Genomic DNA, 13,460 nt, shown 5'->3' with positions numbered 1-13,460 from the left:
TTATCAACCCTGCCCCCTTAGGAAGGTGTGCTTGACGGAGTCCGTCATGTTACCGCCAAGCTCGACCACGAGGTGAACAAAAACAAAAATAGCGCCATAAGATAAAATCGTTGACATTTTTTTGAAAAAACATAATTATCGTATTACAACAAATAATACAAAACACCTTAAGGTGTGAGGGTTCCATCATGAGCGAGCTAGCGCAGCCATCGTCCCCCGTCCTCGACATCGCCCCTATTCTCGATCACGGAGAGTGGACGTCCTATCAAAAGCGAATTCTCTTCTTGGTCGCCCTCGTCATGGTGTTCGATGGCGTGGACGCGCAGGTGCTCAGCCTGTCGCTGTCCTCCATTTCAGCCGAATGGGGTATCAGCCGCGCAGCCTTTGCACCGGTGCTGGGATTCAGTTTCGTGGCCATGGCACTGGGGACGGCCCTCGGGGGCCTGTTGGGCGACCGCATCGGCAGAAAATGGACCCTCATCGCGTCCAGCGTAACGTTTGGCCTGATGACGTTATTGGGCGCGCTCGCCGATGACATCGTCTTTCTGGGCGTCTGCCGAGTGATTGCATCGTTGGGCATGGGAGCAGCCATGCCTAACGTCACGGCAATGCTGGCTGAGTACACGCCTTTGCGCCGGCGCAGCCTTGCCCTCGCCATCGGGATGAGCGCGTTGCCTTTTGGCGGCATCGTCGTTGGCCTGTTAGGGGCGCAAATTCTTCCTGCCCTTGGCTGGCGCAGTTTTTTCGTGATTGCGGGGTGTGCGCCGTTGATCGTCGCGCTGACGCTGATCATTGGCGTCCCAGAGTCGCTGAGATTTCTGGTGGCGCGCGGCATCAAGCCGGCAGCGTGCCTGAACATCATTCGCCACCTGGGGCATGCAGTGTCATTGACCACCACGTTGGAGGACAGCGGCGAAGCGGCTGCAGTCAAGAAGGCTTCGGTGCGAACGTTAATGGCCAGCGAATATGCTGGCGACACACGGGTGCTGGCGGTCGCTTTCTTTACCGTGATTCTGTCTAGCTACCTCATGTTTACCTGGTCCCCCTCCCTGTTCGTCGAGGCCGGTTACAGCGTCAGTATGTCCAGCGCAAGTATGGCGTTGTTCAGCCTCGGTGGCCTGATTGGAGGGGTGGGTGGCGGCTGGCTGTTCAGTCGCTTCGGTTCGCGCAAAACCATGCTCTGCATGGCGGCGGGGGCGTTGGCCTGCTGCGCTGCGCTGATGGTAACGCCGTTGGAACCTGCAGCGAATTCGCTCCCTATCATCACCGTTAGCCTGCTGCTGCTCGGCCTCTGCGTACCGGGCACACAAGCAATCCTATTCGTGCTGGCGGCGCAGATATTCCCTACCTCAATGCGTGCAAGTGGCGTCGGTTTGCCCGCAGCTTTCGGACGGCTGGGCGCGGTGCTGAGCGCTTTCATCGGCCCCTGGATTCTTGCCAGCACAGGCACTCGGTTCTTCGGTTTTATAGCAGCCATGATGTTGATTCTTTTTGTCGCGCTGACCCTCGTCCGTCGCCACATCGCACGGACCGCAAACCAAGACCGTAGCGATGCACGGCTGAACGAAGTTCGATAGATAGGTAAGGAGATATTTGTGAGTAACAATGCCTTTAGAGATCACATTGCCCACGACAACATGACGCCCCTCTGGGAGGTATTGCGCGGGCTCACCCCGCGCGAGCCCAAGCAGACGGCGGACCCCGTAATCTGGCGCGCCGAAACCATTCGCCAAAATATGAAAATGGCCTGTGAGGTCATCTCCGCCGAAGATGCGGAGCGCCGTGTGCTTGTCCTAGAAAACCCTAAGTTTCAGGGCAAGTCGCAGATAACGTCATCCCTCTATGCGGGTATTCAAATGATCCTGCCCGGGGAGGTCGCTCCCAGTCATCGCCATACGGCGTCTGCGCTAAGACTGATTTTAAGTGGCCAGGGTGGGTTCACTACGGTGCATGGCGAAAAGGTACTAATGAACCCGGGTGACTTTGTCATCACGCCCACGAACGTTTTTCATGACCATGGTGCGCAGGGCACGGAACCTGTGATGTGGCTGGATGGCCTGGATGTGCCTGTTGTGCAAATGCTCAACGCCGGTTTCTCTGCTGATGACCCGAATCTACGTCAGGTCCTGACACGCCCGACAGGCGACTCCAATGCGCGATTCGCCGCTGGCCTGAGACCGGTGGGCGACACCCACGGCGGCCCCGTCAGCCCACTTTTTCACTACCCCTATTCGCGCACGCGTGCAGCGCTTGAACAGTTGTCGCTCGTCGATGAGTGGGACGCGTGCAACGGTTTCAAACTGATGTTTACCAACCCAACGAATGGGCTGTCCCCGATTCGCTCGATGGGTGCCTTTATGCAGATGTTCCCTGCAGGGTTCAAGGGCACGAGCTTTCGTGAAACCGACGGAGCTGTTTGCTGCGTGGTTGAAGGCAGCCTGCGTGTTCAGGTCGGTGACCAAACGTGGACAGCCTGCAAGGACGACGTATTTGTTCTTCCGGGTTGGGCATGGCGCTGTTTTGAGGCGGACGAGCAATGCGTACTGTTCAGCTTTTCCGATCGACCGTTGCAAGAACACCTCGGTTTTTGGCGCAGCGAAATCAATCCGAGCGCAACTACTACACCAGGAGAAAACCATGAAAATTTGTCTGTTTAACGATAACCGTTTGGGCCTGATTGAGGGCGACATTGTCTATGACGTTTCCCAAGCACTGCGTATTTTGTCACCTGCCCGTTATCCGTTTCCGCGCCATGACCTGCTGATCGCTAACCTGGCCGAGCTACGCCCCGAAATCTCGCTTGCCAAGGGAAGCGCAGCGGTCTTCAAGTTAAGCGATGTCGAGCTGCTTAGCCCCGTCGGTAACCCAGGCAAAATTGTGGCTGCGCCTGTCAACTATCAAGCTCACCTTGATGAAGCCATCGCAGACACGGAGACGTTTACACGTGCCAATGTCCGCAAAATTCAGGAGACGGGCCTCTTCCTGAAAGCTACCAGCTCGCTGATCGGTGTCAGTAAACCGATTGTGATTAATCTTCCAGAGCGCCGTACCGATCACGAAATCGAGCTAGTCGCTGTTATTGGCAAGCGTGCCAAGGATGTGAAGGCGAAAGACGCACTGGCCTATGTTGCCGGATACAGCATTGGCCTGGACATCACGATCCGCGGGCCTGAAGAGCGAAGCTTGCGCAAATCGTTGGACACTTACTCGGTGTTGGGGCCATGGCTTGTCACGGCTGATGAGCTCAGCGAACCACAGGGCTTGGAGTTGCTGCTGGAGGTTAATGGTGAGAAACGCCAGCACGCCAATACACGGGATTTGATCATGAACGTGGCAGAGCTGATCGAATTCGCCTCGACCTATTACACACTTGAGCCGGGTGATTTGTTGTACACCGGAACGCCCGAAGGTGTGGGTCCCATTGTTCACGGTGATCAGATCAAAGCACGAATTGAAGGGATTGGTGAAATTGTTGTCGAGGTCGTGTCGTCATGAGCCTACAAGATCCGATTGTAATCATTGGGGGGGGCATTGGCGGTCTGGCAGCAGCGCTGGCACTCTCACATAAGGGCTTCAAAACGCTCTTAATCGAACAGGCCGAAGAGTTTCGCGAAGTCGGTGCGGGGATCCAGGTGGGTCCTAACGGTTTTCGCGTGTTGGAGACGCTCGGCGTTGCTGATCAGGTACGCGAACTGACCGTGTTACCCGATGATTTGATCTTCATGGACAGTGTCAGCGCTGAGGTGGTTACCACCATCCCGACAGGCGCAGCGTTTCGGGAACGTTTCAAGTATCCCTACGCCTTGGTGCATCGTGCGGACCTGCATTCGGTTCTTCTGGCCGCGTGTCGCGAGTCCGCTGATGTCGACTTCAGGATCGCCACAAAAGTGGTGGGCTACGAAGATGATGGCCTGTCCGTGTGCGTGACCACTGACCAAGGTGAAACCATTCGGGGTTGCGCACTGATTGGCGCAGATGGATTGTGGTCGAAAGTCAGAGAGAAAATTGTCGGTGACGGTGCGCCTGTGGTCTCCGGGCACATTGCGTACCGGGCGGTGTTGCCCATTGAGGACGTGCCGCTTGAGTTTCGACGCAACTCGATGATTCTTTGGGGGGGGCCAAAGTCCCACCTGGTCCAGTACCCGCTTCGAGGTGGAAAACTATTCAACCTGGTCGCAGTCTTCCACAGCGACCGCTATGTAGAGGGCTGGAACACCGAGGGAGACCCTGAAGAATTACGCCGTCGGTTTGCCGGCACGTGTGACACCGTACAAACGCTCCTGTCCAAAATTGAAAGCTGGCGGATGTGGGTATTGTGCGATCGTGAACCCGTGAAAAACTGGAGTGAGGGACGTACCACGCTTCTGGGCGATGCCGCGCACCCCATGTTGCAATACCTTGCACAAGGGGCGTGTATGGCGATGGAAGATGGCGTCGTACTCGCACAGGAAATCGAAAAGTGTCAGGGTGATTTTGAGTCAGCTTTTAAGGCATATCAGGCTCGCCGATACCTTCGCACTGGCCGTTGCCAGGTGATGGCACGTGTTCATGGAGAGTTCTACCATGCCGAAGGAGTGGCAGCCGAACTGCGTAACGGTATGCTCGCCGCACGCACCCCTGAACAAGCATATGCCGGTCTCACCTGGTTATATGACGCGATAATTTAGAACTCCCAGTGACGGTCAATTATTCAACGTGCTCACGTTGCCGGGTTGATCGTCGCTTTCTGCTGTACGCAATGATCATTCTATAAAAATAAAAAGGGTGAAATCATGTACTACAAAAATTGCGGCCCGCTCGTGTGGCCGGCGTTACTGTGTTTTTGTACGCCAGGCTTGGCATGGGCTGAGGAATCCGATTTTTTCAAAGATTCGACCGCTACACTTCAGGCCAGAAACTACTACTTTCAACGTAACTATTTAGATATTCGCGGGGCCGAGAAACCCAAGGCAGAAGAGTGGGCTCAAGGCTTCATTCTTAATTTCAAATCAGGTTATACCCCAGGCGCGGTCGGCTTTGGTATTGATGCGATTGCCACTCTGGGCCTCAAGCTTGATAGTGGCCCTGGACGGGTAGGGACGGGCTTGCTGCCTATTAAGGATAGCGGGGCTCCTGCCGACGATTACAGTCGCGTAGGGCCAACCTTAAAAGCCAGGTTTTCTAAAACCGAACTGAGGCTGGGTGAACTTCAACCAGACATTCCCGTCTTGCCCTTCAGCGATATTCGTTTGCTTCCACCTTCCTATCAGGGGGCCTCCTTTTCGAGCAGCGAACTTACTGGGCTGACCCTTCAAGGCGGGCGAATCAAATCGACTAGTCTACGAAATGAAGCCGGTGACGAAAAGTTGATCGCGATGTTGGGCTATATTCCGCAACGCACAGCGTCCAGTGATGCCTTCAATTATATGGGCGGTGACTATAGTTTTAATGAGTCACGTACCACTGTCAGTGGTTGGTACGCCCAACTGGAGGACATTTACCGACAGAGTTATGTTGGCATTAAGCATAAGCAGTTAGTAGGGCGTTGGTCGGTGACCGGTACGTTGGCACAGTATGATGCTGTGGAAGATGGTGATCATTTAATAGGGGCGGTCGATAATCGGGCTTTGTATGGCACCCTTGGGGTGGCAAGGTCCGGGCATGCTGTGACCGTAGGGTACCAAAGAATGTACGGTAACACCGCGTTCCCCCGGGTGTTCGCCAATATAGCGCCCTTGGCCAATGAACTACCTACTTATGACTTCTCATCACAAAACGAAGTGTCTTATCAGGTGCGTTACGACTATGACTTCGCTGCGGCGGGTGTACCGGGCCTCCTATTTTCGACTAGATACGTTGTGGGGAACAATGTTGAGACAGGGCGCGGCTATGAGGGTAAGGATAGCGAACGCGATATCGATATGTCTTATGTTTTCCAGAGCGGGCCTGTCAAGGGATTGGGTATCAGGCTTCGCGATGCCGTAGCGCGGTCTAATTACAGAACTGATATTGACGAGTATCGCGTCGTTCTCAGTTATACCTGGAAGCTGCTATAGCCTTGCGCTCTTACCAACCCTGCGCGCCAATGGCCAAATATGTCGTCCGTCAATTGATCTTAATCTGTTCATCTGCGTGCTGATCGTGGGCTATTGCTACCTCAGTCGCTCATAGCGTTGGCGCTGATTGAAAACTGATCAGCCTTTACTGGGTCAGTTTTCGGTCAGCGGCAACACCATCGGAACAGCTCGCGTCCATGTGGTAGCGGGACACCATTGGTGCGTGGATAGCCGGCACGCGCCGGCAAGTCTCTTGTTTCAATTACACATCGCTATACCAACCGGGCTAACCCGATTCAGGAGCGGAACCTCAACCTGGAACTAAGACTATTGCGTCAAGGACAGCCGGCCACCCCCGTCGTCAGGGGGAGGCGTGGATCGAGACAGGGGGGCTGTGAGAGCGGGGATTGGAAGAAAGGGGCCAAAGGCCTGGCGTTAGCCAGTCAACTCGAGAATACCCAACATGTAGGTGCGATCCACGACATGCTTGCGAGTACTCGCCTGGAATTTTCCAAAGAGGTTTTTCAAGTGCCATTTCACGGTTTCTCCAGCGACATTCAACGCCTGGGCAATCTGCTTGTTCGACAGGTTGCGAGCGAGCAGTTGCAAGACTGCTCGCTCCTTGGGTGTGAGCAGGCGGCTGGGTGAAGCAGAGCTTGGAGGGGGCTCCGGGCGCACAACCGGACCTGAGTGAAGCGAGGCCTGCATGGCCGGCCTGGTCGTTTCGCTTGCGATCTTTTGCAACCACTTGACCAGTGCGGGATGGGTGTTCTGAACAATGCGCTGCAGTCTATGTCACGCTCGTTGGCGTAGTAGTGGTGCAATTGGGGACACCAGGCAGCGTCGATTTTGTCGTTACGTGAAGGGTGTAGTGGTCTAATTTCCCCGGACACCCCGATAGGTGGAAAATACACCTATTGAGGAGTTCTCCATGACCGACAAACGCAAAGTATTCGACGACAGCTTCAAGCTGGAAGTTGTAAAGATGATCAAGGACCAGGGCCTGAGTGTTTCACAGGTTTGTCGTGATCTTGATATTGGTGATACGGCCGTTCGACGCTGGGTACAACAGTATGAGGCCGAGAAGTTGGGGCAAGCCGGGATCGGCAAGCCGCTGACCTCTGAGCAACAGCGTATTCGCCAGTTGGAGCAAGAAAACCGTCAGCTCAAGATGGATAACGATGTATTAAAAAAAGCCACCGCCTTCTTTGCCCGCGAGCTGAAGTAACGTACCGCTTGGTTCGCCAGCTGCAACAGAAGGCTTGTTCGGTGGCGTATGTGTGCCGTTTGTTGGGGGTTAGTCGATCCGGCTTCTACGAGGCCAACAAGCGCGCTGGGGCTCCTGCATCGATCTGGCCCGTTGCTCTGCAACTCAAGGCGTCGTTTGCTGAAAGTGGCGGCTGTTATGGCAGTCGCCCATTGCGTAAAGCGTTACGCGCAAAGGGTATGCAAGTAGGCATTTACAAGATTCGCCGCATGATGCGCGTCAACAGCCTGCGTTCGGCCTGGAAGCGTAAATTTGTGCACACCACCGACAGCAAACATGACCTGCCGATTGCTGAAAATGTATTGAACCGCCAATTTGAACCCGAGGCGGCGAACAAGGCCTGGGTAGCAGACATTACCTACATCCGAACCCGCAGTGGCTGGTTGTATCTGGCTGTGGTGCTGGACTTGTTCTCACGCAAGGTAGTGGGCAGGTCAATGGCGCCGAACATGCCCGCTGAACTGGTGTGCAGTGCAATGCAGCTGGCGGTTGCTCAACGTCAACCGCCACCCGGCTTGATCGCCCACTCGGATCGCGGCAGCCAGTACGCGAGTGCGAGCTACAGAGCGCTACTGGCAAGAAGTGACATGCAGCAAAGCATGAGCCGTAAAGGTAACTGCTGGGATACGCAGTGATGGAGCGCTTCTTTCTGAGCTTGAAAATGGAGCGGGTATGGCGACGTGATTACGCCAACCATGCCGAGGCGATACGCGACATCACTGAGTACATCGTTGGGTTTACAACAACGAACGGCTGCACTCGAAACTGGGATATCTGCCACCGACCGTTTACGAACGGGCGATGGCGTCAAAATCACCTATCGAGGTGTCCGGAATTAGTTGACCACTACAGGGTGCGGGTTCCTCCCTGCTTGCCCGGTGACTCCGCATTTAGCGGAATTCCCGGCCTTCATTGAAAAACTTTCCCTCGCCTGAATAGGTAAGCACTTGCTGGAAGCCTCACATGGACGTTCGCTTACGGCTGAGCAGGTCGCCGCAGGCTCGATGAAGCCGCAGGGCTGCGGCATTCATCGGTACTTGCGGCGGAATTAATCAAGGCACTGGCGATTCTGTGGGGGGCGGTATCGAACCTGACCTTGGTCTTTGCAATGCCGCTGCTTACCTGGGCCTGTTCGTTCCAGTGCTGGTTGGCTGGCTTTGGTTACGCCAGGCGTTAGTTGCAGGGCGGAGGCAAGGCACGATGGCGGGACATCAAACTTTTAATATTGTTCTGATAATAGAATTAAATACTGTATAAAGAATAATGCAGGATAAATTGCCTGCCTATTCACGCCCTATAAAAACAAAAACGGTAACCAACATGTCATTTCTGAAAGGCTTCTCAATCGGCGCCAAGCTCCTCGTGCTGCCCGGGTTATTTGTGCTCGCTCTACTGGTTGTCTCGGGTCTGGCCTACCGCGGGCTGGCTAAGCAACAAGCGGTAATCGAGGAAATCGACCAGTTGCGTTTCCAGCAATATCGGCAAGTGTTAGAAACCTCGGCCGCCTCGCAGGCGGCGATGGTCGGCGCATATGCCACAGGCGCGCGCATCCTTGAATCCAGTGGGCAAGCTTCCGCGGAAGACCTTGAGTCATATCTTGAAGATATGCAGGCCAGTGTTGACGACATGCGTGCCGGGCTGGACAAGGTGGCTCGTGAAACTCGCCTGGGCGAAGAAGAGAGAGCGCTCTATCAAGCGGTGCAGGAGCAGGCCGCAGTGGTCGGCGAGGGGCTTGCCGAATTCAAGCGCACTGCTTTGAGTGACCAGATACAGGCTGCCTCGCTGCTGGGTCGGGTGCGTGCCGACAACAATGGCCTGCAAGGTCAATTCAACCGGCTGTTGGGCCTACAAGCCGAGCTGACCTCTGGCGCCTTCGCTGAGGCGGGCGCAACACAACAGCAGGTCTCACGGATGCTCGTCGCGGTGCTGCTGGGTGGCAGCTTACTGGCTGTGTTAGTCAGTCTTTTGTTGCGTGCGCAAATCATCCGGCCCATTCGGGAAATCGAGAGGGCTTCGATCGAGTTGCGCGATGGCGACCTGACCCGACGCGTGCGGGTCATGGGTCGAGACGAGATTGCCCACACGGCTCAGGCATTCAACGAACTCATTGATAGCTTCCAGCAGGCAATGCGCAAGGTAGCCGGAGTCGCGGCATCGGTCGGCGCCTCGGCAGAGGAGCTGGTGGGCGCTTCGGCGCGTGTGGCGCAAAGCTCTACGGCGCAGGCCGGTGCGGTGGGCGCGGTGTCGATGACCATCGAGCAGATGAGCGACGGGATTGCGGCAATCTCCAGTCATGCTGAAAGCCTGCGCAGCTGCGCCGAAGCCAGTTTGCGCGGTGCGCAGGATGGACACTTGGCCTTGTCGCGACTGCTCGAGAAAATCGACAGCGTGCGCCATGCATTCTCCGCCATCCGTGGCTCGGTGGGCGATTTTGTCGAAAGCACTACTGCGATCACCGCCAGCATCGGTCAGGTCAAGGACCTTTCCGCGCAGACCAGCATGCTGGCGCTCAATGCGGCGATCGAGGCGGCACGGGCTGGCGAGAGTGGACGCGGCTTCAGCGTGGTGGCGGACGAAGTGCGTAATCTGGCACAACGCTCTGCGCTGGCAGCCAACTCGATCAACCAGTTGACGGTAAAGCTCGAGAGCCAGTCCGAGGTGGTCGACGAAGCCCTGCGCGCCGGCACGGTGGCATTGGACGACAGCGGCCGACTGCTGAGTGAGTTGGAAAGTACCCTGCAACAGGCAGCGGAACTGGTCGGCGACTCCACGCGTGGGGTGGACCGGATTGCCGATGCGGTGAGCGTGCAGAACGAGGGTGGGCGGGGCATCGTTGCCAACGTCGAGCACATCGCACGCATGGCCGGCGAGGGCGATGCGATCACTCATCAGGTGTCCGGAGCTGTGGTGTCTTTGCGCGAACTGTCCGATGAGCTGAATGTAGCAGTGGGACGTTTTCGCTACGAGGCCTGATTTGCTTGAGACTTCGGTGTCCTGAATATCAGCAGCAGGGGTATGACTCCAATGGATAACCACATCAGCAGCTTGAAGTCATCCAGGTAGGCCACCCAGCTGGCCTGCACAGTGATCATGCCATCCAGCGCCGCACGCCCGCCGGCGGTTAATGGATTGAGTTGGTTGTTTACAGGCCAGGCATCGAACAGGCGGTTGAACGGCGTAACGTATGCGCCGATTTCGGCATGATTGATCTGAGTGTTTTGAGCCAGCAGCACCGTAACGATCGAGATGCCAACGCTTGAGCCGACATTGCGTGACAGGTTGTACAGACCAGTGGCTTCGCCACGCAAATGCGGCGCTAGGGTGGTAAAGGCGATGGTGGTCAGTGGGACGAACAACAGACCCAGGCTCGCGCCCTGAATAAAGCCGACGTACACGATGGTGTTGATGGACACTGCCGGCGTCCAGCCGGTCATCATGTACATCGACCAGGCGGACAGCAACAAACCGCAAAACAGTATCCAGCGAATATCCACTTTGCCGATGATCTTCCCGGCAAGGAACATGCTAAGCATGGTCCCCAGTCCGCGTGGCCCCATGACCATGCCGGCGGTGAGCACCGGGTAACCCATCAGGGTTTGCAGGTAGGGTGTCATCAGCGCCAATGACGCTAAATAGGTAATGCCGATGATGAAGATAAACACGACCGCCACCGAGTAATTGCGGTCCTTGAACAGTTTCAGACTGATAAAGGGCTTGTCGTGGGTGAAGGTGTGGACGATGAAAATGTACGAAGCGATGGCGGCCACCAGCGCCTCCAGGATGATTTCTCCTGAATCGAACCAGCCCAGCTGTTCACCGCGGTCGAGGAACAATTGAATCGACAGGATCGCCACGCTGAGCGAGCCAAAGCCTAGCCAGTCCAAACGGGCGGTTCTGTCGGCCGGGGTTTCCTGAATGAAGCGCATCATGCCGACAAAGGCCAGCAATCCGATAGGCAAGTTGATGAAGAACACCCAGCGCCAGCTGAGGTGTTCTGTTAGCCAGCCGCCGATCATCGGACCCAGCACCGGACCAACCATCACCGACACGCCGAACAAGGCCACTGCCGAGCCACGGTCTTTCTGCGGGTAAATATCCAGCAGAATGCCTTGCGATAACGGCACCAATGCTGCCCCTGCCAGCCCTTGCAGTAAACGGAACAGGATGATTTCTTCCAGGGACCGGGCAATGCCACAGAGCACCGACGCCAATACAAAACCGAAGATCGATCACAGCAATACGCGCTTGCGACCGAAGCGTCGGGCAAGGAATGCCGAGGGCGGCGTCATGATGGCGGTGGCGACGATGTAGGAAGTCAGTACCCAGTTAATCTGGTCGGCACTGGCCGACACACTGCCCTGCATATAGGGTAGGGCGACGTTGGCGATGGTGGTGTCCAAGGCTTGCATGACCACTGCCAGCACCACACACAGCGTAATCAGTACTCGTAGCGGCGAAGGTGGCAGCGGCCCAGTTACTTCACTCATGATGGCGGGCGAGCAGGTTGGCCAGCGGTTTCGGCAGACCACGGGCGGTTCCGGTATCGATCTCTACCAAGGCACTCATGCCGTGGCGCAGCGCGGGTTTGCCTACGGCATCGTCGATACGGATCTTCACCGGAATACGCTGCACAACCTTCACCCAATTGCCCGTGGTGTTCTGTGCCGGCAGTAGCGAAAAGCTGGAGCTGGAAGCCGGGCTGATGCTTTCCACGGTGCCGTGCCAGGTCACGCCGGGATAAGTGTCTACCTCAATGGTTGCGTCCTGGCCGACGTGAGCGTTGGTCAGCTCGGTTTCTTTCGGCGAGGCAGCCACCCATAGGTGTTCGCTGGACACCAGGCTAAAGCCTGATTGTGGGGGTTGCAGGTAGGCGCCCACTTGCAACGAGTCCACGTTGGTCACCACGCCGTCGAACGGGGCGGTCACCACCGAGTTACGCAGGTTGCGTTCGGCTTCATTGAGCGCTGCTTGTGCTTGTAAGTAGGAGGGATGTTGCTCGAGAGGCCTGTCCAGCCGTCCTCCCAGTTGGGCTAATGCCGCAGCAGCCTGGGACTTGGCTACCAAAACCTGCTGGCGGGTATTGTCGAGGTCCTGATGGGCGTCGTCGTAGATTGTCTTGGAGACGGCGGCAACGCTGACAAGTTTTTCCAGCCGTTGGAAATTGGTCTGGTAGTAGGGCAGCCTGGCTTCAGCCTGGGCGATTTCGGCCAGTGACTGGTTGTAGCTGGCCTTGAGGTAAAGGATCTGGTTGCGCGCGCCTTCCAGTTGCGCGCTGGCACTGGCCAAGGCGATTTCAAAGGGTTCTGGCTTCAAGCGAAATAACACTTGGCCCTTGCTCACGACTTGGTTGTCACTGACCTCAATGGCCGCCACGATCCCGGCCACATCGGTCGAAACGCCCACCCGTTCGGCCTGAACGTAGGCGTTGTCGGTACTGACCACTTGGCCACCCAACACATACCAAGCGCCACAGGCCACGACGACAATCGGCGCCAGCAAAAACAGGCCGACGCGCCAGCGTTGCCGTGGAGCGCCGGAGGATTCTGGCCCATGACGATCAAGGGTGGGAGCTTCAGGCGCCTGCGCTTCAGGTTTCGCCAGTGGGTCGAGTGGACGGGCTTCTGCCTGCACCGCATGACGCTGCAATGTGGACTCAGCCATGCGTCACCTCGTCTGCCGCGCAGTTAGTGGGCTCATCCACCGGCTGGCTGCAAGCCGTCAGCAAGTGTTCACGCATGCGTTCGAGGTACTGCAGCAATTGATCGTGCTCCTGAACGGAAAAGTCGGCCATGGTTTCCACTCGAGTCTGCTCGCCAATGGTGCGCATGAATTGCAGCAGCGGATGGGCATCCGGAGTGAGAAATAACAGGGAAAAACGGCGATCGGTGGCGCGGTTGCGACGTTCGATCAGACCGCGCTCCTGCATTTTGTCCAGCAAGCGCACCAGCGTGACCGACTCGATTTCAAGCAAGTCGGCCAGACCCTTCTGGTGAATGCCTTCATGCGTGGACAGTTTGGCCAGAACTTGCCATTGAGAGCGCGTGAGACCGGCTGCGCGGGCCCATTGTTCGAAGCGTTTACGCATCAAACGGGCAACGTCATGGAGGACAAAGCCGAGGATGGATTGGGTCATCGTCAACGCACCTGAAGTGAATGAG

General features: G+C 56.5%; 10 protein-coding genes and 2 pseudogenes. 8 read left to right on the top strand and 4 right to left on the bottom strand.

Going from position 1 to position 13,460, the window contains the following annotated elements; all coding sequences use genetic code 11:
- The first annotated feature begins 188 nt into the window (after nucleotides 1–188).
- The 5 genes from GQ39_RS14940 to GQ39_RS14920 all read left to right on the top strand — a co-directional run bounded on the left by GQ39_RS14940 (nucleotide 189) and on the right by GQ39_RS14920 (nucleotide 6,035).
- The gene (locus tag GQ39_RS14940; protein WP_081997922.1) at nucleotides 189–1,577 is read left to right on the top strand and encodes an MFS transporter; all 1,389 of its coding nucleotides are present in this window, start codon (nucleotides 189–191) and stop codon (nucleotides 1,575–1,577) included.
- A gap of 18 nt (nucleotides 1,578–1,595) precedes the next feature.
- Entirely contained in the window at nucleotides 1,596–2,657 is a 1,062-nt protein-coding gene (locus GQ39_RS14935; protein ID WP_047531077.1) for a cupin domain-containing protein, read from the top strand.
- Nucleotides 2,638–3,495 (top strand): fumarylacetoacetate hydrolase family protein, encoded by an 858-nt coding sequence (locus tag GQ39_RS14930; protein WP_047531075.1) that lies wholly within the window; start codon nucleotides 2,638–2,640, stop codon nucleotides 3,493–3,495. The genes GQ39_RS14935 and GQ39_RS14930 overlap by 20 nt, the downstream gene beginning before the upstream one ends.
- Nucleotides 3,492–4,667: a 3-hydroxybenzoate 6-monooxygenase gene (locus GQ39_RS14925; RefSeq protein ID WP_020300857.1), complete on the top strand. Its 1,176-nt coding sequence runs from the start codon at nucleotides 3,492–3,494 to the stop codon at nucleotides 4,665–4,667. Before GQ39_RS14930 ends, GQ39_RS14925 begins: the two co-directional genes overlap by 4 nt.
- Before the next feature lie 105 nt (nucleotides 4,668–4,772).
- Nucleotides 4,773–6,035: an OprD family porin gene (locus GQ39_RS14920; RefSeq protein ID WP_020300856.1), complete on the top strand. Its 1,263-nt coding sequence runs from the start codon at nucleotides 4,773–4,775 to the stop codon at nucleotides 6,033–6,035.
- A 435-nt stretch (nucleotides 6,036–6,470) separates the two neighbouring features.
- On the opposite strand, the gene GQ39_RS33520 is transcribed toward GQ39_RS14920, so the two are convergent.
- Entirely contained in the window at nucleotides 6,471–6,743 is a 273-nt protein-coding gene (locus tag GQ39_RS33520) for a response regulator transcription factor (protein ID WP_081997921.1), read from the bottom strand.
- Between the two features lie 223 nt (nucleotides 6,744–6,966).
- Here GQ39_RS33520 and GQ39_RS14910 point away from each other — a divergent pair.
- From GQ39_RS14910 to GQ39_RS14905, 3 genes and pseudogenes are all read left to right on the top strand, one after another.
- A pseudogene (locus GQ39_RS14910) lies at nucleotides 6,967–8,145 on the top strand (IS3 family transposase).
- A 228-nt stretch (nucleotides 8,146–8,373) separates the two neighbouring features.
- The gene (locus GQ39_RS33515) at nucleotides 8,374–8,559 is read left to right on the top strand and encodes an acyl-CoA dehydrogenase C-terminal domain-containing protein (protein ID WP_076961359.1); all 186 of its coding nucleotides are present in this window, start codon (nucleotides 8,374–8,376) and stop codon (nucleotides 8,557–8,559) included.
- Nucleotides 8,560–8,622: 63 nt separating this feature from the next.
- Nucleotides 8,623–10,275 carry a methyl-accepting chemotaxis protein gene (locus tag GQ39_RS14905; protein ID WP_020300852.1) on the top strand — a complete coding sequence of 551 codons (1,653 nt, stop codon included), beginning with the start codon at nucleotides 8,623–8,625 and terminating at the stop codon, nucleotides 10,273–10,275.
- Here GQ39_RS14905 and GQ39_RS14900 read toward each other — a convergent pair.
- From GQ39_RS14900 to GQ39_RS14890, 3 genes and pseudogenes are all read right to left on the bottom strand, one after another.
- A pseudogene (locus GQ39_RS14900) lies at nucleotides 10,263–11,789 on the bottom strand (DHA2 family efflux MFS transporter permease subunit). The gene GQ39_RS14905 and the pseudogene GQ39_RS14900 overlap by 13 nt on opposite strands.
- Nucleotides 11,782–12,963, bottom strand: coding sequence for an HlyD family secretion protein (locus tag GQ39_RS14895; RefSeq protein WP_020300850.1), 1,182 nt, complete (start codon nucleotides 12,961–12,963; stop codon nucleotides 11,782–11,784). Before GQ39_RS14895 ends, GQ39_RS14900 begins: the two are co-directional and overlap by 8 nt.
- Nucleotides 12,956–13,435 (bottom strand): MarR family winged helix-turn-helix transcriptional regulator, encoded by a 480-nt coding sequence (locus GQ39_RS14890; protein WP_047531071.1) that lies wholly within the window; start codon nucleotides 13,433–13,435, stop codon nucleotides 12,956–12,958. Before GQ39_RS14890 ends, GQ39_RS14895 begins: the two co-directional genes overlap by 8 nt.
- Nucleotides 13,436–13,460 lie beyond the last annotated feature (25 nt).

Origin of the sequence: Pseudomonas sp. 11/12A (genome assembly GCF_000800055.1) — a bacterium.
GTDB lineage: Bacteria > Pseudomonadota > Gammaproteobacteria > Pseudomonadales > Pseudomonadaceae > Aquipseudomonas > Aquipseudomonas mohnii.
Note: the sequence above shows the minus strand (reverse complement) of the source record. Positions and strands in the feature narration are given on the sequence as shown.